Origin of the sequence: Microbulbifer sp. (assembly GCF_036563125.1) — a bacterium.
In the GTDB taxonomy this organism is placed as follows: domain Bacteria; phylum Pseudomonadota; class Gammaproteobacteria; order Pseudomonadales; family Cellvibrionaceae; genus Microbulbifer.
The window spans coordinates 1-21,540 of record NZ_DATCMV010000020.1 but is presented as its reverse complement, the minus strand read 5'-3'; the positions used below and the strand labels follow the sequence as shown (position 1 = coordinate 21,540).

General features: G+C 61.6%; 18 protein-coding genes and 1 pseudogene. 10 read left to right on the top strand and 9 right to left on the bottom strand.

The annotated features are described in order from the left end of the window. Together VIL80_RS01295 and VIL80_RS01290 are read left to right on the top strand one after the other, a co-directional pair. Nucleotides 1-183, top strand: a pseudogene (locus VIL80_RS01295) (TolC family outer membrane protein); the annotation flags it as partial. A gap of 141 nt (nucleotides 184-324) precedes the next feature. Beyond that, nucleotides 325-1,347: an NAD-dependent epimerase gene (locus VIL80_RS01290; protein WP_332034360.1), complete on the top strand. Its 1,023-nt coding sequence runs from the start codon at nucleotides 325-327 to the stop codon at nucleotides 1,345-1,347. Nucleotides 1,348-1,368: 21 nt separating this feature from the next. Here the strand turns inward: VIL80_RS01290 and VIL80_RS01285 are convergent, their stop codons facing one another. Continuing rightward, entirely contained in the window at nucleotides 1,369-2,100 is a 732-nt protein-coding gene (locus VIL80_RS01285) for a 3-deoxy-D-manno-octulosonic acid kinase (RefSeq protein ID WP_332034359.1), read from the bottom strand. A 136-nt stretch (nucleotides 2,101-2,236) separates the two neighbouring features. After that, on the bottom strand, nucleotides 2,237-3,136 hold the full coding sequence (locus VIL80_RS01280) for a glycosyltransferase (RefSeq protein ID WP_332034358.1): 900 nt from the start codon (nucleotides 3,134-3,136) through the stop codon (nucleotides 2,237-2,239). A gap of 185 nt (nucleotides 3,137-3,321) precedes the next feature. On the opposite strand from VIL80_RS01280, the gene VIL80_RS01275 reads away from it, so the two are divergent. The 3 genes from VIL80_RS01275 (at nucleotide 3,322) to VIL80_RS01265 (ending at nucleotide 6,011) form a co-directional block, all read left to right on the top strand. Then, complete coding sequence (locus tag VIL80_RS01275) at nucleotides 3,322-4,050, top strand: hypothetical protein (RefSeq protein ID WP_332034357.1); 729 nt, start codon at nucleotides 3,322-3,324, stop codon at nucleotides 4,048-4,050. A 187-nt stretch (nucleotides 4,051-4,237) separates the two neighbouring features. Continuing rightward, nucleotides 4,238-5,074, top strand: coding sequence for a glycosyltransferase family 2 protein (locus VIL80_RS01270; protein WP_332034356.1), 837 nt, complete (start codon nucleotides 4,238-4,240; stop codon nucleotides 5,072-5,074). A 43-nt stretch (nucleotides 5,075-5,117) separates the two neighbouring features. Continuing rightward, entirely contained in the window at nucleotides 5,118-6,011 is an 894-nt protein-coding gene (locus tag VIL80_RS01265; protein WP_332034355.1) for a glycosyltransferase family A protein, read from the top strand. A gap of 86 nt (nucleotides 6,012-6,097) precedes the next feature. On the opposite strand, the gene waaA is transcribed toward VIL80_RS01265, so the two are convergent. Next, nucleotides 6,098-7,471, bottom strand: coding sequence for a lipid IV(A) 3-deoxy-D-manno-octulosonic acid transferase (waaA, locus tag VIL80_RS01260; protein ID WP_332034354.1), 1,374 nt, complete (start codon nucleotides 7,469-7,471; stop codon nucleotides 6,098-6,100). 123 nt (nucleotides 7,472-7,594) lie between these two features. Between waaA and VIL80_RS01255 the strand changes: the two genes are divergently transcribed. The 3 genes from VIL80_RS01255 (at nucleotide 7,595) to VIL80_RS01245 (ending at nucleotide 10,870) form a co-directional block, all read left to right on the top strand. Continuing rightward, nucleotides 7,595-9,016: an O-antigen ligase family protein gene (locus VIL80_RS01255; protein ID WP_332034353.1), complete on the top strand. Its 1,422-nt coding sequence runs from the start codon at nucleotides 7,595-7,597 to the stop codon at nucleotides 9,014-9,016. A 65-nt stretch (nucleotides 9,017-9,081) separates the two neighbouring features. Beyond that, the gene (locus VIL80_RS01250) at nucleotides 9,082-10,206 is read left to right on the top strand and encodes a glycosyltransferase family 4 protein (protein ID WP_332034352.1); all 1,125 of its coding nucleotides are present in this window, start codon (nucleotides 9,082-9,084) and stop codon (nucleotides 10,204-10,206) included. A gap of 4 nt (nucleotides 10,207-10,210) precedes the next feature. Then, a complete protein-coding gene (locus VIL80_RS01245; RefSeq protein WP_332034351.1) occupies nucleotides 10,211-10,870 on the top strand; it encodes a YrbL family protein in 660 nt (219 codons plus the stop codon). Nucleotides 10,871-10,886: 16 nt separating this feature from the next. Here VIL80_RS01245 and VIL80_RS01240 read toward each other — a convergent pair whose 3' ends face one another. Both VIL80_RS01240 and VIL80_RS01235 read right to left on the bottom strand, forming a co-directional pair. Beyond that, a complete protein-coding gene (locus tag VIL80_RS01240) occupies nucleotides 10,887-11,987 on the bottom strand; it encodes a glycosyltransferase family 4 protein (RefSeq protein WP_332034350.1) in 1,101 nt (366 codons plus the stop codon). Further along, nucleotides 11,984-12,928, bottom strand: a complete 945-nt coding sequence (locus VIL80_RS01235) for a mitochondrial fission ELM1 family protein (protein WP_332034349.1) — start codon at nucleotides 12,926-12,928, stop codon at nucleotides 11,984-11,986. Before VIL80_RS01235 ends, VIL80_RS01240 begins: the two co-directional genes overlap by 4 nt. Nucleotides 12,929-13,208: 280 nt before the next feature. On the opposite strand from VIL80_RS01235, the gene VIL80_RS01230 reads away from it, so the two are divergent. Beyond that, nucleotides 13,209-14,234: a glycosyltransferase family protein gene (locus tag VIL80_RS01230; protein ID WP_332034348.1), complete on the top strand. Its 1,026-nt coding sequence runs from the start codon at nucleotides 13,209-13,211 to the stop codon at nucleotides 14,232-14,234. Between the two features lie 91 nt (nucleotides 14,235-14,325). Further along, a complete protein-coding gene (locus VIL80_RS01225; RefSeq protein WP_332034347.1) occupies nucleotides 14,326-15,669 on the top strand; it encodes a UDP-glucose dehydrogenase family protein in 1,344 nt (447 codons plus the stop codon). 54 nt (nucleotides 15,670-15,723) lie between these two features. Here VIL80_RS01225 and VIL80_RS01220 read toward each other — a convergent pair whose 3' ends face one another. The 4 genes from VIL80_RS01220 to VIL80_RS01205 all read right to left on the bottom strand — a co-directional run. Continuing rightward, a complete protein-coding gene (locus VIL80_RS01220; RefSeq protein WP_332034346.1) occupies nucleotides 15,724-16,629 on the bottom strand; it encodes a hypothetical protein in 906 nt (301 codons plus the stop codon). Nucleotides 16,630-16,801: 172 nt separating this feature from the next. Beyond that, entirely contained in the window at nucleotides 16,802-17,761 is a 960-nt protein-coding gene (locus VIL80_RS01215) for a branched-chain amino acid transaminase (protein WP_332034345.1), read from the bottom strand. A gap of 196 nt (nucleotides 17,762-17,957) precedes the next feature. After that, on the bottom strand, nucleotides 17,958-20,846 hold the full coding sequence (gene glnE / locus VIL80_RS01210) for a bifunctional [glutamate--ammonia ligase]-adenylyl-L-tyrosine phosphorylase/[glutamate--ammonia-ligase] adenylyltransferase (RefSeq protein ID WP_332034344.1): 2,889 nt from the start codon (nucleotides 20,844-20,846) through the stop codon (nucleotides 17,958-17,960). Nucleotides 20,847-20,940: 94 nt separating this feature from the next. Further along, nucleotides 20,941-21,540 (bottom strand): GspE/PulE family protein (locus VIL80_RS01205; RefSeq protein WP_332034343.1); only part of this gene is annotated, 600 nt, incomplete at its 5' end.

The window sequence follows — 21,540 nt, the reverse complement described above, 5'->3', positions numbered from 1 at the left end:
CTGTCCAAAACCGACTACGCCAACGCGCTGTACGACTACATCCTCAACACCCTGAACCTCAAACTCGTCGCCGGCCTGCTGGGCCCGGACGACCTGCAGGAGCTGGATGCGCGCCTGAATCCGGCAATGCCGGTCTCCCGTGAGCACATCCTCGACAGCGGTGCGGTACCCTTCAGCAAATAAGGCTGGAAAATCGCTAGACCCGCGCAGAAATCAAAGGCCGGCACTGCTATAGTGCCGGCCTTTTTTATGGGCTGACTACAATTGCGGGACACCGGAATTTATGTCGGTGACACACAGGCTAACTGCGATCTGACTCTATCCATGAAGTATCTGATTACCGGCAATGCGGGCTTTATCGGCTTTCACGTGGCGAAAACCCTGATGGCTCGGGGCGATGCCGTGGTGGGTCTCGACAATGTCAACGACTACTACGACACAGCCCTGAAGGAGGACCGCCTGCGCGCGCTGGACAGCGCCGCACAGCAGTACGGCGTCGAGTACGAATTTGTGCGTGCGAATATCGCCGACCGCGCAGCCCTGGATCGCTGTTTCGAGAAACACCACTTTGACCGCGTGATCCACCTCGCCGCCCAGGCTGGGGTGCGCCACTCCATTGATCACCCGGAAGACTACGTAGAGAGCAATCTGGTGGGCTTTTCCAACCTGCTGGAAACCTGCCGCCACGCTGCCACCCCGCACCTTACCTACGCCAGCACCAGCAGCGTGTACGGTGGCAACACCAGTATGCCGTTCAGCGAGGATCACGGTGTCGATCATCCGTTGCAGTTCTACGCCGCCACCAAGCGCGCCAACGAACTGATGGCCCACAGTTACAGCCACCTGTTTCGCCTGCCCACCACCGGACTGCGCTTCTTTACCGTGTACGGTCCCTGGGGCCGCCCGGATATGGCACTGTTCAAGTTCACCCGCCTGATTCTCGAGGGAAAACCCATCCCGGTGTTCAACCATGGCCACCACAGCCGGGATTTCACCTATATCGACGACATAGTGCAGGGGGTCATCCAGTCCAGCGATCAGGTCGCGACCCCGGACGCCAGCTGGTCAGGCGCCGCACCCACGCCGTGTACCAGCAACGCGCCCTACCGCATTTTCAATATCGGCAACGGTAATCCCGCGCAGCTGTCGGACTATATCGATGCGTTGGAGGAAGCCCTGGGGAAAACCGCAATCCGCGAACTGCTGCCGATGCAGCCGGGGGACATTCCCGACACCCACGCGGATACCCACCGTTTGCAACAGGCAATTGGCTACAAGCCGGATACCAGTGTGCGCGAAGGGGTACGGAAGTTTGTGGAGTGGTACCGGGACTATTACGCGGTCTAGGCGTACACCGGGTTCAGAGCATTACTCGGCGTGTGCGATGGCCGCGCGGTAGGCGCTTTCCAGCGCCTGCCAGTTGTCTTCTGAGAAATGGAATTCGCGGTGCCGCTTCTGCAGCTTGTCGAGAGAGCGACGCAGGCGCGCCACATTGGCTTCCGCATCCTGCCGGGACAGGGATTCACGAATGGACCCCTTATCGAAGTCGATCAGGTAGAAATCCCCGCTGCCTGTCAGCAGGATATTGCTGGCATTCAGATCCGCGTGATAGACATTTTTTTGATGGAAGCGCGCGATCAACGCCCCTAGCTTTGCCCAGTCCGCGTTATCCACCGGTCTGTCACACAGGATTTCCGTCAGGGTGCGAGAGTCCGGTACCCGCTCGGTAATCAGTGCCCCGCGGTAGGCCAGCGGCGGCACACTCACACAGCGCGCCGCCACCGGGCGCGGTACCGGCAGCCCCAATTCACGCATAGCGCGCAGCATATTGAACTCCCGCCACACCCGGGTATTGGGCAAGCGGCTGTAAAGGTAGGACTTTTCCACCAGGCGCCCGGCGAGCCCGCCGCGATGGTACTGCTTGAACACCAGCTCCACCCCGCGGTATTTGAACATCACCGCCTTGCCGCGCTCCACCAGCGCGCACTCGCTATTGGCTTTGTGCCAATCGCAATGAAACAGTTTCTCGCAGCCGGCATCCACCACTTTGTCATCGTAGATCACCCGGGCGAGCTTGCTTTTAAACTGCCGATACCCCACGGAACATATACCCTAAATTTGTTGTCTTCCTGTTTTTATTACAACCCGGTTCCGTTCCAGGCCTTGCTTGGGAAACCAAAATCCGGCGTATTCTAACGCTGTGCCTCTTCCCTCCCAATAGCAGGCGCCACGGATGTCAGCGGAACAGGCCACGCAACTTGCGTTCCAGGCGATCCAGTAGCTTGAGCCAGCCGGCGCCCTGCATGGGATCATAGGCCCAGGGCGTCCTGATGTTGCCGCGGGTGGTCTTGAGGTAGTCTTCCGCCACCGGCAGACGCGCCGGCTCGGCCTGCTTCAGCGCCTGCACCTCCTTATCCGACATGATCTGCAGCGGGTACAGGCCGCAGCGACGCGACCACTCCCCAAAGCGCAGTGCCAGGGACTTCTGCTTGCCGCGATAGGCGCGGCCGTTGGGCAGCCACATGGAAAAGGGCGCCCGCATGCGCGCCATACGGCAGAACAGCTTCGCCGCCTTGCGGTTGTTCACCGACTCCCCCACCTCAAATTGCCAGTCCACCTGTCGCAGGCGTTTGGGATCGGCGATCAGCAGCGCGGAAAACCAGGTACCGGTAGAGCGCTTCTTTGGATACCAGAACCAGAAGTCGCGCTCGCGGTCAAAACGGAAATCCCGGTCCGCCTTCTTCCTGAGGGAGAAGCCGCGCACAAAGGCCGGGGAGACAAAGCCGAGGTCCGGTTGCTGCTCGAAACTCTGGCGTAGATGCAGGATATCGTCGTCTGTGAGCGGGCGTACCATCTGGGTATCATCCTGCAGGAAGCACATCAGCTCGTCGTCTGCGGCCATCTCATAGGCCGCCTGCATATTGGCGTAGAGACCGCCTAGCTTGTGGCCAGACTCAGCCGTCTTATCGACCACCCGGTGCCGTTTGGCAACGTCCGCCAGCACTTGGCGGGTTTCCTGGTCGTCACTGCCGTCATCGATCACCGTCAGCTTGCACTGCGGTGCGCAGGCCTCGATAGAGCGGACACAATTGTCCAGAAATGGGCCACGGTTGAAGGAAAAGACAAAAATATGCATGAGTTCTCGGCTTAAGCTCTGCTGTTTCGCTAGGCTGGCGCAGCATACCAAAAGCCGCCTGTCACTGCCGTGACTTATCGCCCGGTATGCGGGTGCAAGTGAGTTCACACCAACCAGAAACAGGACCCCGAACCACAAATTTAGGCCACGGACTCGGCCCGGATATACCACAGACCGAGACCCGAATGACCGACACCGTAATCGAAGCCCACAAGCCCGACCACCGAACCGCCAGACCCTTTGTGATCACGGGCTGTGGCCGCTCTGGAACCACTTACACCGCCAAACTCCTGAGCCTGCTGGGCTGCTCCTGCACCCACGAACAGTTTTTCACGGGCAGCAAACCCTCTTTGGCGCGCGGCACCCTGGCCCGTTTGGGCCTGCGTAAACTCGCGTGGTGCCCGACGATTCGCGGCGAGGCTGCTTGGGAGGCGGCCCCCTGGCTGCCACTGCTGGCAGATGAAACCCTGGTGTTCCACCAGCTGCGCCACCCGCTGGAATTCATCCGCTCACGCCAGAAGAAGGGCTGGGTGCACGGGCGCTTTCGCAGCCGCCACCTGCCCCATATCCCGAAAATGGACAAGGCCGGCTTTGCCTCGCTGCCACTCAAGGAGCAGGTGAACTGGCTGGCGCGCTTCTGGATCGACTGGAATGCTCTGGTGGAAACGCGCGCGGCGTCCAAACAGTACCATCGCTACCGCATTGAAAACTTTGACCTGCCCCAGCTCCTCGCCATGCTCGAGAGCATCGACTTTCCCCACGACCCCGCCAAAGTAAAAGAGACCTTCGAGTCACTCCCTCGCAACGTAAACACCCGGGGCGAAAAGCGCAGCGACATCACCCTCGACCTTCTGCCCGACGACCTGCGTGAAGAACTTACCCTCGCCGCTGAACGCTACGGTTACACACTCTGACCGCCCCGTATTGCATCTGCATGACACCGCCCCACAGGATACCCTAGCGGGGGCGGCACTAAGTGGGGCCTGCGGGATATTCGCAATACCCTTGGCGATGGGTTAAATTCCCCGCCCCGATTTCTAACCCACCCGTGCGCCGGCGGCGGGTAGCGACACAGACACTGCGCAACTATTCGGAATTTGCATGAACCTGTCCGTCATCATGACCACCTACAACTCCCCCGTATGGCTGGAAAAAGTGCTGTGGGGCTACAGCTGCCAGACGGAAAAGCCGCTGGAAGTGATCGTCGCCGACGACGGCTCCCGCCCGGAAACCGGTGAGCTGGTGGCAAGGCTACGGGGGGAAACAGGGATGGACATCCGCCATGTTTGGCAGCGCGACGACGGCTTCCGCAAGTGTCGGATTCTCAACAAGGCCATCCTTGCCGCCCGCGGCGACTACATCGTGTTCACTGATGGCGACTGTATTCCGCGCGCGGATTTCCTCGCGGTGCATAAGCGCCGCGCAGAAAAGGGCTATTTCCTGTCCGGGAGCTACTTCAAGCTGCCCATGAGCACCAGTGAAGCCATTACCAGGGACGACATAGTCTCCGGGCGCTGCTTTGACTACGCTTGGCTATGCGCCAACGGCCTGAAAACCCGCCGCAAAACCCTGAAGCTCCGTGCCGGTGAGCGCTGGGCGCCGCTGCTCAACCGCATCACCCCCACCGCGTGCAACCTCAAGGGCTCCAACGCCTCCGCCTGGAAGGCCGACATCTTGAAAGTGAACGGCTTCGACGAGCGCATGGCCTGGGGCGGGCTCGACCGCGAGTTCGGTGTGCGCCTGGAAAATGCCGGTATCAAGCCGCGCCACGTGCGTTTCGACGCTATCTGCGTGCACCTGGATCACCCGCGCGGCTATGCGGACCGGGAAATTGTGGCGCGCAACAAGGCACTGCGCCTGCGCGTTGCCAAAGAGGGGATCATTGAAACCCCGCACGGCATCCGCCAGCTGCTGGAAAGCGGCTACTCTCCCGAATAATCCACGCCCCGAATAACCCCAAATCCCGACAACCAGAGTTCCCATGACAAGCTACAAGCACTGGTCCGACCCGATTGTCAGTCAGTTCCTGCGCCTCGCCGCCAGCGGCCTGGTGCCGCCGTCCCTGTTCCAGAAGCCGTTGCCAACGAAAGAACAGCGTGCCGCACGCACCGGCGTGCTGGATATCGAGATTGTCAGCCACTGCTGGCAGTACTCCCATTTCCTGATCTACCAGCTGAGCTCCCTGGTGCTGTACCCGCCCACCAAGGCAACGGTCACCATGACCGTGTACTACAACGGCGAGGATACCCGCACCGCCGCCGTGCTGGACTTTATCGGCCGCCAGCAGGTGCCAGGAGTGACCTGGAACTGGTGCGAAATGCCGAAGGAATCCCTGTTTCGCCGCGCCATCGGCCGCAATCAGGCGGCGCTCGCCACCAAGGCGGACTGGATCTGGTTCACCGACTGCGACCTGATGTTCCGGGAAAACTGTATCGACCGCTTGGCGGAGCTGCTACAGGGCCGCCGCGACAGCCTGGTGTTCCCATCCCACGAGCGCATCACTTCGCTGCTGGAAGACGACGACCCGATGCTGAATTTCGACCCGGCGGAGCTGCGGGTGATCGAAATCGATAACTCCCGCTTTATCGAGCAGACCCGAGATCGCGCCACCGGCCCGCTGCAAATCGCCCACGGCGATGTGGCCCGCGCCGGCGGTTACTGCAACTGCCTGAACTATTACCAGAAGCCCGCCGACACCTGGTGCAAGGCCCACGAGGACCGCGCCTTCCGCTGGCTGCTGGGCACACAGGGCACGCCGCTGGAAATCCCCGGCGTGTACCGAATCCGCCATATCAGCAAGGGGCGCTACACCGGCAGCAAGCTCAATACCCAGATCCGCAGCAGCGTGCGCAAGGCGACGGACAAGAGCCAGTAACCGCAACAAGCCCGCAAAACAAAAAGGCCGATCGCTCCTGCGATCGGCCTTTTTGTTTTGCGGCAAATGTTTACGAGCCGGGACGCTTATCGCGGCATCAGAGCCTCAACCTCTTCCACAGTGCGCGCCAGCGCACCGCTGTTCTGTTCCGCCACCGCGCGGCCGCGAGCACCAGCGTCATCGCGCAGCGCTTCATCGCGCAGCCATGCTGAAACCTGGGTCGCCAGCTCGGCCGCATCGTTCACCACCACCAATCCGCCAGCCTCCTGCATCAGGCTCGCTACGGTACTGAAGTTGTGCAGGTGCGGGCCGCACACCACCGGCACGCCCCAGGCCGCCGGTTCGATCATATTGTGGCCGCCCACCGGTGCCAGGCTGCCGCCTACAAAGGCCACATCACAGACGCCGTAGAAACGCAGCAGCTCGCCCATGGTGTCCCCCAGCAGCACCCGGTCGTCCGCGCCCGGCACACGCTTGTCACTGCGCCGCACCAGAGCGAGGTCCCGCTCCCGGCACAGGCGCGCCACGCTGTCGAAGCGCGCCGGGTGGCGCGGCACCAGCACCAGTAGCAGATCGGGAAACTCCCGCAACAGCGTCTGGTGCGCTTCCAGGATCACTTCATCTTCGCCGCCGTGGGTACTGGCAGCCAGCCACACCGGCCGTTTCGACGCGCCGCGCCACTGGTGCGACAACACCAGTGCCTCACTTTCAAGGCCGGAGCCGATGTGCAGATCGAATTTGATATTGCCCACGGCTACCACCTGCTCCGCTGGCATGCCCAGAGCCACAAAACGCTCTGCATCTGCGGGATACTGGGCCACGATCTTACTGAGGTGATCCATCATGTCCCGGGTCAAACGGGGAAAACGCCCGTAGCCCTTGGCGGATTTGGCACTTAGGCGGCCATTCACCAGTACCGCAGGGATACCGCGCTTGTTACAGGTTGCCAGCAGATTCGGCCAAAGCTCGGTTTCCATGCTCACCAGAATATTCGGGCGCAGCGCATCGAGAAATGGTGCCAAGCATTCCGGCAGGTCGAATGGCAGGTAGTAGTGCAACAGCCGCCCATTGAGAATCGGGTCCAGTGCATTGTGCACCCGCTGGGAGCCAGTGGGCGTGGTGGTGGTCACCAGCCATTGCCAGCGGGGATGGCGGAGCGCAAGTTCCTTGATCAGCGGTACCGCGGCGAGGGTCTCGCCCACGGAAACCGAGTGAATCCAGATCAGTGGCGCGCGGCTGGCGCGGTCTGGTACCACACCGAAACGTTCGCGCCAGCGGCGGCGGGTTCCGGGGCGGGAAGGCACCAGCCCGAAGCGTTCGCTCCAGCGCTTGCGGTAGTTGGGGTCCGCGCGACCGCGCCACCACAGATGCAACAACATCAGGGGGAGCATAAGGCGGAAAAACCAGGTATAGAGGTGACGCATCGAATCGAGAACGGGTACCGAAAGGTTGAGGGGCAAAATGGGACGAATTCCGTGGAAAAGGACCCGGTGTTTGGTAGCATTCTACCCCATCTGTGCGCCGCACTGGTGCGACCAAAGTCCTGCAGTGTCGAACTCTGCTGTATCCGAGTCAACCGTTTCATGAGCACTCACCCATCCCACTCCGCCAACCCGACCGCGGCCGTCGGAGTCGCTCCGCCAGGCCTCCACCCCGGCAGCTGGTGGCGCCCCAACACCCTGATGCAACCGCGTCCCTGGCTGCAGTTCAGCGGAGTGCTGGCCCTGATGGTATACGGCTTTTTCGGCATCGCGCTGGACAGCGTGCCGGACAAGGCCGCGCAACTCGCCAATCTGTGCGGACTTGTGATCCTCGCCATCTACGCCAGGCCGGTCGACGGCGTATCGCTGCGCCGCTCGGGCATTGTATGGCTCGCTGTCGCCGCTATCGCGGTTTCCCTGATTTCCTGGATCGCATCCTGGATACTGCAACCGCAGTGGGCGGAATCCTCGTTTAAGGTGCACCGGCTCGCCAACTGGTTTGCGATGATCCCGGTGGCGGTACTGCTGGGGGGACAGGCGCGCAACGCTTATCTGCTGTGGGGTCTGGCACTGCTGGGGCTGCTGTTGTCGCCGTGGATCTCCGGCGGCGGTCTCGCCGAGTGGCAGGCCGGTTTTGCCGGCGAGCGAGTGGACTTTGGCCTGCACAATGCCCAGCACACCGCCATGCTATTTGGCACCGGTGCACTGGGCCTGCTGTCTTTCGCCCCCTCGATTCTGCGCAACCGCCGCGGCTGTTGGCTGTACCGCGCGACCTGGCTGCTCGCGCTCACTATCTGTATTACCGCGGTAATACTGACCCAGACCCGCGGTGTGTGGAGCGGTTTGCTGCTGGCACTGCTGGTCACCATGTGTGCGGCCGTGATCACGTTGAACAAGTATTTCCAAAGCCACCGGCGCTATATCACCGCAGCGGTGGTGGCCGTATGCAGCGCTTCAGTGCTGGTTGGCTATTTGAGCCTCGGAGATATCGTCGATCACCGCCTGGAGGACGAGCGCAATACCTTCACCCTGCTACAGCAGGGCGACCTGGACAAGGTGCCCTACACCAGCGTCGGCATCCGCCTGCATACCTGGGCCGAAGCCCTGAACTGGATTGCCCAGCGCCCCATCGTGGGCTGGGGTGGCAACGGTCGCAGCCTGATCTTCGATTACTCCACCAATCTGCCGGACGAGATCAAGCAGCAGTTTGGCCATCTGCACAACAGCTATCTGGACCTGCTGGTGAATTTCGGGCTGCTGGGACTGCTGCTGCTCGGTGCACTGGTGTACTGGCTGCTGAGCCGCTGCCTGCGCTTCTACCGCGCGGGCCTGCTGTCCGGTAGCAACCTGGTATTCGCGCTGTCGTTCGCGGTGTTTTTTGGCATCATCAACCTGTTCGAATCCTACCTGTTTTTTGAGAGCGGGCGACTGCTGCTGGCTCTGGTAGGCGGCGGACTGCTCACCCAGCTGTGGGCGGCCAAGCGCCGGCAGGCCGCCGACATCGGCGGACAAACTCCCCTATAATCTGCCGCTTCCCATCGGTCTCAGATCAGGCCAGGGTGTGAGAGCCTCAGATTAGGAGCCACAAATTGAGAGTCATCCAGCTGCTGCCTGCACTCAATTCCGGCGGTGTGGAACGGGGTACCCTGGATCTGGCCCGCGCTCTGGTACGCGCCGGCCACGAGTCGATTGTCATATCCAATGGCGGCCGCCTGGTGCAGCAGCTGGAAATGGAAGGCAGCCGGCATATCGCGCTGCCGGTGCACCGCAAATCACTCGCCAGCCTGCTGCAGGTGCGAGCGCTGAGACGACTGATCCGCGAACTGCAGCCGGACATACTACACGTGCGCTCGCGGGTGCCGGCGTGGCTGACCTATCTCGCCTGGAAAAAACTCGACCCGCGCACCCGCCCGCGCCTGGTGAGTACCGCCCACGGTCTGTATTCCATCAACCGCTACAGCGCGATCATGGCGAAGACCGAGCAGGTCATCGCGATATCCGACTGCGTGAAGGACTATCTGCTCACAAACTACCGCGCGGACTTGCGTGCGGAACCCGTGGTGATATACCGCGGTGTGGACACCGCGGAATTTTCCCCACAAACCCCGACGCCCACGGACTGGCTGGAAAGCACCTTGGGCGAATTCCCCGAGTTGCGCGAGCGCCGCTGGCTGCTGCTGCCCGGGCGACTGAGCCGCTGGAAAGGACAGGAAGATTTCATCCACCTGATGGCGGAATTGTCGCAACAGTACAGCGATGTTCAGGGTGTCATTCTCGGCGGGGCGGAAAAGAACAAGGAGCATTTCGCGGAGGAACTGCGAGCGCAGGCGGCATCGCTTGGCATCGCAGACCGGATCACCTTCACCGGCCACCGCGGCGATATCCGCGAGTGGTACCGCCACGCGGCGCTGGTTTACAACCTGTCGAAAAAACCCGAGCCGTTCGGGCGCACGGTGATCGAGGCCGCGGCCATGGGTACACCGATCATCGGCTACGACATCGGTGGCCCGGCGGAATCCCTGCGCGCGTGTTTCCCGCAAGGACTGGTGGAAAACGGCAACGACAAGCAGCTGCTGGAGAGGACCCAGGATCTGCTCGCACACCCGCAACCGTCACACCTCGACCCGGAATTTACCCTGGACACACTCGCGCAAAAAACCATGGCGCTCTATCGGCGCCTGCTGGCACAGCGCCCATCGGACAACCAGAGCTGACGTTTTGATCGACCTCACCCATGCCCAACCCTTCGCCTCCGGCGGCAACCGTCACTGCTACCGGCACCCGAAATTTGCCGACCGCTGTGTCAAGGTCATGCGCCCAGGGCGTATTGCTGAACTGCGCAAGCGCGCGCCCTGGTACAAGGGGCTGGCAAGTGACAGTCAGTTCGATGACAACGCGCGTGAGGTGGTCGGTTACGCGCAGAAGGTCCTCAAGCATGCGCAGCCGGACAGCCCGGTGTGGGCGCACCTGCCGCGCTGGTACGGCATGGAGGAGACGAGTATCGGCCCCGGTGCGGTATCCGAGCTGCTACTGGACGACCGCGGCGAAGCCGGCATAACGCTGGAGAAATACCTGCAGCAGCACGGCCTGGACGACACGATCCGCGGCGCGCTGGAGCGCTTTTCCCTGTGGCTGCGGAGCACCGGTGTACTGACCAAAAATCTGCTGCCGCACAATCTGGTACTCAGCTCCCGCGCTGGCCAGCCGGAGTTGTTCCTGGTGGACGGCCTCGGCAATGCGGCCTTTCTGCCATTCGCGGAATATTTTGCGTTTTCCCGCCGGCGCTATATCGAGCGCCGCATCGAAAAAATGTGGAAGCGCATCAACTGGGAAATTTCCGACCGTGCGATTCCCTGGAAAAAAGCGGAGCGGATGTAAAAGAAAAAAAGCGCTATCAATCAGAGCGATGCAGTTCGGCGAGAAACGCATCCACGGACTGCGCCCACTGCGCCGGGCCGCGGGCCACGGCCCTGCCTTTTTCCGCCAGCGCGCGGCGCTCCGTTTCGTCGTCCAGCAGCCGCAGCAACTGCGCGCACACATCGTCGGCGTCCGCGCCATTACACAGGGCGCCGACTTGGCCACCAGCCACGGCATCCACTGCGCCGCCGTCGCGACCGGCCAGCACCGGCACCCCGTACCACTGCGCTTCGCGGTAGACGATGCCAAAGCCCTCCACAGAATTGCCCTCGCGGCGTGCCGGCATCGCGAACAGGTCCGTGACTTCGTACAGCGCCGCCTTGTCGCCCTCATCCATGGGGCCGAGAAAATGCACGCAGTCCGCCACCTGTAACTCTTCCGCCAGCCTTTGCAGGCGCGGCTGGTCATCCCCCAACCCCGCAATCAGATAGACCACCTGCGGGTGGCGGGCGCGAATCTGCGGCAGTGCGCGGATGACCATATCCACACCCTTGCGCGGCTCCAGGCGGGCAAGGGTTGCCAGCACAGGGACGCCGTCGCCTACCTGCGCACGCAGCCGCGCCAGGCTTTCCGCAGTTGCGGACGCCTGCGGCCATATTGGTGGGTTGATCACCGTTAGACGGGTATTGCCCTGCAGATAAGGCTTAACCAGTTCCGCGGTATAGCGGGAATTCGCAATCACCGAATCCGCCAGGGAGAGCGCGCGGCGGATTCGCTCGGCCTTGCGTGGTGACTGCCATTCGGGAAACTCCATGCCGTGGGCGAGCACAACGAGCGGCACATCAAGGTGGCCAAGCAGTTCTGCACTCTTCCACGAATCCGCGAATATGCCCTGTACTGCACCCGCGCGTACCGCCTGGCGCAGCGCCCGCGCTTTGCGCCAGCGGCGCAGGGGTTTCATACCACCGAAACGCTGCAGCAGAAACGATTTGGCACTGGCCACCTCGGGTACATGGGAAGCATCCGCCAGCACCCGAACTTCATGTCCATTTGCCGCCAGTGCCTCTGCCAGGCCGCCCATCAGGTTCTCGATACCACCGCGGTCAGGGGGGAAATTCTGGGTCGCAATCAGGATCACTGGGTAACTCCGGCACTCGCCATATCTGACTGCGATGGCAGAGGCCAGCCGCAGCGGCGCAGTAGTGCGCGCGCGCAGGATACCTGCTGGGCAAACGGCAACCTCGGGGTGGGGGTTTCCGACGCCAGATCTGTATCGCTGCCGGTCCACTCGTGTACCAGACCGTCATCCAGCAGTCGCTCCACGGCGCTGCGAATTTTGTTGCGGGGATGGCGGCTGGGCAGGGTAATGACGCCGACCTGGGCGCGGCTTTGCAGTGCCTCGAACATCATCGACACACTATCGCCGGTCACCCAGATCTGCCCGGCACAAGCCATCTGCTCCGCCAGCCAGCCCGGTTGGCACTGCTGCCAGGGATGCAATTCGGCTCCACTGTCTGCGCAGTGCGCCAGTGTTGCTTCCGGTGTGCGCCGGCTGTCGGATACCACCCACTGCAGCGGCTGCTTGAGAAGTTGTGCCGCCGCCGTCGACACCTTTACGGTATCCCAGTGGAAATGTTTGCTGGGGCCGCCGAACAGCAACAGCGCGCGCCGGGGCTCAAAGGGCAGCTCAGGCAGCGGCTCGGCGAGAGCACCGCGGGTCAGGATCACATTGGGCAGCGGTGGTGGGCGGTCGTGCTCGGGAACAATGACGAAATCGAACCAGGATAGCGGCAGGCTCGGCCGCAGGATGACCACACTGCGGCCACCAAAAGTGCGACGTGCGCGCAGTACAGCCCAGTGACTGCCGTGGCCGACGCCGAGAATCAGGTCTGGTTTGGGCAACTGGTGCAGAGAATCAGGCAGGCTGCCCCACAGGGTAATCTTGAGCTCGCGACAGGACAGGTCGTGACACTCGACGAAATTCGCGCCAAGGCAGCTGCGCAACCCGCTCACCAGCGCAGCGCTCTGCTTTTCGTGCGCGCGGTTGCCATCCATAAAACGCCAGATTGTCAGCAACACCCGCCTCCACAGTACCGTCGTACAGAAAAACCGCATGCTACCGCAGCCAACCGGGGGAATACAGGCACAGAAAACCCCACGCCGACCGGTCAGCCGATCTATCAAACGACCAGCCAGACACCCCAGGATTACCAGGCGGCGGCCCCGCCGTAATTGAACCGGCGGGGGCCGGCAGTATAATGCCGGATTCAATCCGTTTTGGTGGTGCAGCCACGGTTCGCTAAGCGCCCTGAAGCACGGGGCCCACCGAGCTAATGCTACAGCTGGTTTAGTTCACTTTATGCGCATTCTCCACGTCGACAACCACCAGCAGCGAAAATACGGTCAGCTCCGCGTCAGTTGGGCACTCAAACTGTATTCGGGCCTGGTCCGCGCCGGTCACAACGTGCTGGCCTTCAGCGACCGTGACGTGGCCCGATTCGAGGCCCCCCTCGGTATCCGCGAGCTGGGCCGCAAGATTACCAACCGGCGCCTGCTGCAGACGGTGGAGGCGTTTGAGCCGGAACTGATCGTCTTCGGTCACTGCGACCTGATCGGCAACGACACCTTTGCGGAGATCCGCCGCCGCCACCCGCACATCCTGCTGGCGGCTTGCAACAACGACCCATTGTTTGTGCCGCGCAATGCCGCCAATATCGCCAAGCGCTGCGAAATCGCAGACGCCATGTTCGTCTCCACCGGCCCGCAGGAACTTAAGCCATTTGCAGGTAAACGCGCGAGCATGTGGCATATGCCAAACCCGGTGGACCCGTCGGTGGAAAATGCCGATGCCAGCCTGCTCGCCGCGGACGACCCCGCACTGGAAACCGACCTGCTGTTCTGCAGCAACTCCCGTCAGTTCACAGAACGTGGAGCGCTGGTGTCCGAGCTGAAAGAAAAACTGCCCGGCGACCTGCGCTTCCATACTCCCGGGTTATTTGAGCAGCCACCGTTGTGGGGTCGGGATTACGAGCGCAAGCTGGCCCACAGCAAAATGGGCCTGAACCTGAATCGCCAGGAGGGCTACCAATGGTATTCCTCCGCGCGCATTGCGCAACTGGCCGGCAATGGCCTGCTGGTATTCACCCACGAGTCCGCCGGGTTTGATGATTTCATGCCGGCAGAGACACTGGTCTATTTCCGCGATGCCGCGACACTGCAACAACAGATCGTCGAGTTTCACAGAGACGACGCACGCCGACAGCACTGGGCTTCCCGCTGCCGCGATTTTTTTCACCGCGAGATGAACAACACTCTGTACGCACAGTACATCGTCGAGGCCGCCACCGGCGCGGCCTTCACTCACGACTATGTGTGGGTACAGTGACACTGAATTTTGAATTTAGAAAACAATCCGTGCGCGCAATAACCCTGGAAAATTCACCAGGCATCGCGACCGATTCTGGAGACAACAGTTAATGAACGTTACCGTTTTTGGCACCGGCTATGTGGGCCTGGTGCAGGCCGCAGTTCTGGCGGAAGCCGGCCACCGGGTTACCTGCGTGGATATCGATGAAAACAAGATCGAGCGCCTGAAGCAGGGACATATCCCGATTTTCGAGCCGGGCCTGGAGCCCATCGTCAAGAGTAATAACGAATCCGGTAACCTCAGTTTTACCACTGACGCCGCCGCCGGTGTGGCCCACGGAGACCTGATTTTTATCGCCGTCGGCACCCCGCCGGACGAGGACGGCTCCGCAGACCTGCGCTATGTGCTCGCGGTGGCACGCACCATTGCCGAACACATGGACCGCAAGAAATACATCATCAACAAATCCACCGTGCCGGTAGGCACCGCGGACAAGGTGCGCGAGCAGGTAACCCGCACCCTGGCCGAGCGCAATGCGCTGAACTTGGAATTCGATGTGATTTCCAACCCGGAGTTTTTGAAAGAAGGCTCCGCGGTAGCGGACTGTATGAAACCCGATCGCATCATCATCGGCACCAGCGAGCACGCGTCCGAGCAGAAAATGCGTCAGCTGTACGCGCCGTTTAACCGCAACCACGACAAGGTCATCGTGATGGATGTGCGCAGTGCGGAATTGGCCAAGTACGCGGCCAACTGCATGCTCGCCACCAAGATCAGTTTCATGAACGAGATGGCCGTAATCGCTGACCGCGTCGGCGCGGATATTGAATCCGTGCGCCAAGGCATAGGCTCGGACCCGCGCATCGGCTACCACTTCATCTACCCCGGCATCGGCTACGGCGGTTCCTGTTTCCCGAAAGACGTGCAGGCCCTGAAAACCACCGCCGCGCAACTGGGACTCGACCCGAAAATCCTGAACGCGGTGGAAGAGCGCAACCACAGCCAGAAGCATTACCTGCTGGAAAAAATCCAGCAGCGTTACGGCAAGGATCTCTCCGGCATGACCTTTGCGCTGTGGGGCCTGTCGTTCAAGCCCAACACCGACGATATGCGCGAGGCGCCCGCCCGTGTGCTGATGGAAAACCTGTGGGAGATGGGTGCCAAGGTGCGCGCGTTTGACCCGGAGGCGATGCACGAGTGCGAGCGTATCTACGGTAACCGCGAAGACCTGCAACTGTGCGGCACTCGCGACAGCGCGCTGTCCGGTGCCGATGCGCTGATCATTGCCACCGAGTGGCAGCAGTTCAAATCACTGGACCACAACACCGTGCGCAGCAGCCTCAAAGCCCCGGTCGTGTTCGACGGCCGCAACCTCTATGATCCACTGGATATGGCAGAGGCCGGGTTTGAATATTTCTGTGTGGGTCGCCCGCAGGTGGCGAGCTCCCAGTAATTTTATTGGACACAGCCACCGGGCGCCCGTTGAGCCCGGTGGCAGTGCTTCTGATCAGTCCAACAACTTGTACAAGTCGTAATACGCAAATACATCGCGGATCTTGCAATCGTTGCCGCCGCGCTTGCGCCAGTTTTCCCTCTTCAATGCCGCCTCCTGGGTGCCACTCACGGTCAGGTAGCGCGCGCTCCAGCTGCGACTATCCGGCAAGCGCGAGCACGGTGTTCCCTGCAGCAAGCTCATGGCCTTCAGCCATACATCGTCTGCCTTGGGGCAGAGCTTCAGGAATTTTTCCTTGTCGAACGCATCCGGGTGCAGTGAACCCGGGAAATACAGCACGCCGCCCACACCGGTGGGGAATACCAGCGGTGATGGTTCGCTATCACTGTCCTGCAAGCTCCAGTCGGAAACCCAGTCATCGTAAGGCAGCAACTTGCCCTGCTTGCTCCTACGCATAAAGTGCGCGCGGTGACAGTGAATCCAGCTCGGGTTGCGCAGCCAGGCACGGTAGAGCTGATCGATCATATCCGGTGGATACAGGGTGTCATCGTCCACCGTGATCACCAGACTCTCGGGGAACTGGGAGAACGCGTAAAAGTACTTGGTATAGGGCCCCAGATCCTCCACATAGAACACCTGCAACCCGCGCTGCTGCTGACGCACCAGACTCTCCGGCAGCTGGCCGTCGGGGAACTGCTCTTTCGACAGCCACAACGCGATCACATCCGCCCTCACCCACTGCTGGAACAGGCTCTCCACCGTGTACACCACGTTGTCGATGCGCTTGTCGAAGGAGGTCAGGGAAACAACGATATGGTGTTCCTTGTCGTTGCCGATACCTGGCGCAGTACTGTTCAGCGCCTGCTGCTGCAGCAGCTGAACCCGCAGGATGGATTCCAGTTTGCGGTTGTTGACGGCGTCATGCTTGCGCAGGCGCTTCTTCATAAAGTAGGAAAACATGCGTTGAGACCTGCCCTGCCCGGCACCGGCTGTTGCGGCGCCCAATTACACTGGACCAAGAGTTTAAGGGATAAGCCCTGGTGCCTCCACCGCACGGATCACACCTGCGCGGGCATAAAAAAAGGCGGAGACCTTGCGGCCCCGCCTTTTTTCACCGGTACGGCTTTTGCCGTCAGGCAGATGCCACCTGCGGCGGTTGGCAGCCCTCATGCACGTCACTGAGCCAGCCCATATGCGCCTGGCTGCGGCCCTGTACCGCATCGAAATACATTTGCTGCAGGCGCTTGGTGATGGGTCCGCGGCGGCCCGAGCCAATGGTGCGGCCGTCGAGCATGCGGATTGGCAGCACTTCCGCGGCCGTGCCAGTAAAGAAGGCCTCGTCGGCGATGTACACCTCGTCGCGGGTAATGCGTTTCTCCACCACCTTGTAACCGCACTCCTCCGCCAGCTGGATCACCGACTTGCGGGTGATGCCGTCAAGACAGGAGGTCAGTTCCGGGGTGTAGATCACGCCGTCGCTCACCAGGAAGAAGTTCTCTCCACTGCCCTCGGCCACGTAGCCCTCCGGGTCCAGCAACAGCGCTTCCTCGCAGCCGTTGCGGATCGCTTCCTGCAGCGCCAGCATGGAGTTGATGTAGTTACCGTTGGCCTTCGCCTTGCACATGGCGATATTCACGTGGTGGCGGGTATAGGATGAGGTGTTGACCTTGATACCCAGCTCGCGGGCCTCCGGGCTCATGTAGCTCGGCCACTCCCAGGCGGCAACGATCACGTGGGTCTGCAGCTTGTCCGCGCGCAGTCCCATGCCCTCGGAGCCGTAAAATGCCATCGGGCGCAGGTAGGCCTCCTTGAGGCCGTTCTCCCGTACCACCAGACGCTGGGCTTCGTTCAGCTGTTCCGCATCCCACGGCATGGGCATGTTCATGATCTTGGCAGAGCGGAACAGGCGGCGGGTGTGTTCATGGAGGCGGAAGATACTGGTGCCGCCGTCGGCGGTCTGATAGGCGCGCACGCCCTCGAACACGCCCATTCCATAGTGCAGAGTGTGGGTGAGCACATGTACCCGGGCATCGCGCCACGGAACCAGTTCACCATCAAACCAGATAACGCCGTCTCTATCGGCAAATGACATGGGAAACTCCTGCAAGAATTCAGTTACGCACTCTGTAGGAGCTTTGGCCTGGGGAGGAAAGTCGAGCCCGGACATTGGGCAGATCGAGCCAGTTCGCCAGCAGGCTGGCTCCTACAGCACAGAGCCAGTGAAAAACAGTTTAAGCAGGCAGCGAATAAAAACACCGGGGGATGTGCATTCTCCCGCGGGAGATGGCTCAGCCCAGTATCTGCTGCCAGGTTGTTTCAACGGTCTTTCTTTCCGCTTCGAATTGGTCACCGGATACAACCCCGGGCAGCTGTTGTAATGCCAGGCGATGACCTTCAGATCGGTAGGCTTTGTAGGCGTCGATCAAATGCGCGGCCTGGTGAGCCGGCATCAGGCCCGCCTCGGTGAGGCTTTCAAGAATGCGAATATTATCGGTATATCGCACGATTGATGGGGCGCTGTGCGCCCAGGCCAATGCGGCATATTGAACCATAAATTCAATGTCGACAATACCGCCCCGACCGTGCTTGAGATCGAATTCCCGATCATTGCTCTTATCCAGCTGCGCACGCATTTTATTGCGCATATCCACCACTTCTTCACGCAATTTCTGCTCATCCCGCGGCTCACAAAGCAGTTCACTGCGCAGGGTTTCGAACGCGACACCGAGCCGTTCGCTGCCGGCTACCGCACGGGTGCGCACCAGTGCCTGGTGTTCCCAGGTCCAGGCGCTCTCGCGCTGGTATTTTTCGAACGCCACCAGCGAGGTCACCAACAGGCCGGAATTGCCAGATGGACGCAGGCGGGTGTCCACCTCGTACAGCGAACCACTTAGCGTGCGCGTCTGCAGGATATGAATCAGGCGCTGGGCGAGACGGGTGTAAAAGCTCAGGTTGTCGATGGCTCTCTCACCGTCGGTGTACTGCTGGGCCTCGGCGTCGTGCACAAACACGATATCCAGGTCAGAGCCGTGACCGAGTTCCAGGCCACCGAGCTTGCCGTAGGCGACGATGGCAAAGCGCATTTCCTCCGCACTTGTGCCCGCGGGTGCACCGTGCTTTTCCGTGACTTGTTGCCACGCGAGCTGCAGCGACTGCTGCAGAATCGCCTCGGCGAGCCAGGTGAGGGAATCGCTCACTTTCATCAGCGGCAGCGCGCCGGTAATTTCCTGGGCGGCAATCCGCAGACTCTGACCCTGCTTGAAGTGGCGCAGCGCCTCCATCTGCGCCTCCAGGTCATCCGGGTCCACCCGCAGCATATGCTGGCGCAGGTCGTCGGCAATATCTTTGGCGGTGGAAGGCTGCAACAGCCGGCGCTGGTCGAGCATTTCATCCAGCAGGATGGGATGGCGCGCCAGCTGCTCGGCGATCCACGGCGAGGCGCTGCACAACCGCAGCAACTGGGTCAGCACCGGCGGGTTTTCGATGATCAAGACGAGATAGGCGCTGCGGCGCAAAATGGAACGCAGCAGCGGCATCACCCGCGCGAGCGCCAGTAATGGCTCACTCACCTCAGACGCCGCCGCCAGCAACAGCGGCATGGTCTGGTCCAGACGCTGACGACCGGACGCCGGCAGCGCGGCGACTATACGATCGCCGCGCAGGTCCAGCAGAAGATCCAGCGCCTTGGACGCCGGCTGGAAGCCGCCCTCGTGCAGTTGCTCCAGCCAGCTATCCCGATCTTCGGCGCGCGTGCAGCCAGCCCACAGCATTTGCCAGTGTTCGCCGGGACTGATCTCGCCGCTCTCTTCCGGCGGCGCGATCACCTCGTCGAATTCCCTCTCGATCACCGTGCGAGCTTCCACCAGTTTTTGCTCCAGTGACGACCAGCTCTCATAACCCAGGGCAAATGCCAGCTGCTCCCGGCGAGCGGGTTCCGATGGCAGCGTCTGGGTCTGCTGGTCTTTCTCCGCCTGCAGAGCGTGCTCCACCCGCCGCAACAGCAGGTAGGCGTCACGCAACTGCGCCGCGCAACCCACCGGCAGGTGGCCGCCCGCTTCCAGCAGCGGTAGCACTTTCAAAATATTGCGCACCCGCAGATCCGGCTCGCGGCCACCGCGGATCAGCTGGAACGCCTGCGCGATAAATTCCACTTCGCGGATGCCGCCGCGCCCCAGCTTGATGTTGTCGGTCATGCCGCGCGCGCGCACCTGGCGCTGGATCAGGGTTTTCATTTCCCGGAGCGCCTCGATCACACTGAAGTCGATATAGCGGCGGTAGGTGAAAGGCCGCAGTAGTTCTATCAATTCTTCTGCAGCCTGTGCCGCGCCCTCGCCCGCCATCGCCACCGGGCGCGCCTTGATCATGGCGTAGCGTTCCCACTCCCGCCCCTGGGTCTGGTAGTAGTCTTCCAGCGCCGCGTAATGGCTCACCAGCGGCCCGCTGTCGCCATAGGGGCGCAGGCGCATATCCACGCGAAAAACAAAACCGTCGGCGGTGGTGGCATCCAGGGTCTTGATCAGGCGCTGGCCGAGGCGCTGGAAATAAGCCTGGTTCTCCAGGGATTTCTTGCCGTCAAACTGGTCGCCGTCGGACTGGCCGGGTTCCGGGTAGGCAAAAATCAGATCGATATCCGAGGACAGGTTCAGCTCCCGCGCCCCCAGCTTTCCCATGCCCAACACGATCATCGGCTGTAGAGCAGCCGCGCGATTGCGCGGTTGGCCGTGCCGCTCCACCATCGCTTGCCAGTGCCAGTCGAGTGCGGACTGGATACAGACTTCCGCCAGTTCCGTCAGCCTCGCGCACACCGTGGGAATATCCCACTGGCCAGCAAAGTCCCGGAAGATCACTTCCGCATTCACCCGGTTCCTGAGCTGGCGCAGGGCTTTTTCCAGCGCCTGCTCGGAATCCAGCAGTGCGAGATCTGGCGCAGCGATGCCGAGATCGTCACTGCCCAGCAGCTGTTGCAGCAGCGTGGGGTTGCGACTGCACTGCTGCATAAAATAATCCGAGCCGACCATGGCGCGCGCCACAGCGATCTGTCGCGCAGTGTTGTTTTCCAACAGCGCGGTTACTGCCGCAACAGCTTCACCTCCCACCTGTTCACACCAGCTTTGCCACTGTTGTTGCAGGCGGGATTGCAGATGCTCGGGACAGGCGGCGTCGGGAAAGGGCAGCACGGAAGAGTCCTTTTACGTGATATTGAGGATGCAGATATTCGGGTAAGTATAAAAAACCGACCGGCGGGCCAGTAGACCCGCGCACAATGGCCGCTTAAAAGGCGATATCCGGCGGCGGTGCCACCCGCAAGACTTCCTGTACCGTGGTAATGCCCGCGGCGACCTTCTTCGCGCCGGATAAACGCAGGCTGCTCATGCCCTCGCGCATCCCTTGCCTACGCACCAGTTGCAGGTCGCAGTCGTGAGTGACGAGAGCCTGGATGCCCTCGCTGAACGGCAGGATTTCGTAGATGCCCTGGCGGCCGCGGTAGCCGGTGTTGCGGCAGTCGAGGCAGCCTTCGGGCTGATAAACCGCTTCCGGTTTCGGCGCGCGCCAGGGCTTCACCAGCGCCTGCCAGTCTTCATCGCTGATCTCCGCCTTGCGCTTGCAGTTGGGGCACAGGGTACGCACCAGGCGCTGGGCCATGACCCCGAGCACGGTGGATTTCAGCAGATAGTGGGGGAGCCCCAGGTCCAGCAGACGGGTGACCGCGGTGGGTGCATCGTTGGTGTGCAGGGTGGAAATCACCAGGTGGCCGGTGAGCGCCGCCTGCACCGCCATCTGTGCGGTTTCCAGGTCGCGGATCTCCCCCACCATGATGATGTCCGGGTCCTGGCGCATCAGGGTGCGGATACCGGCGGCGAAATCCAGGCC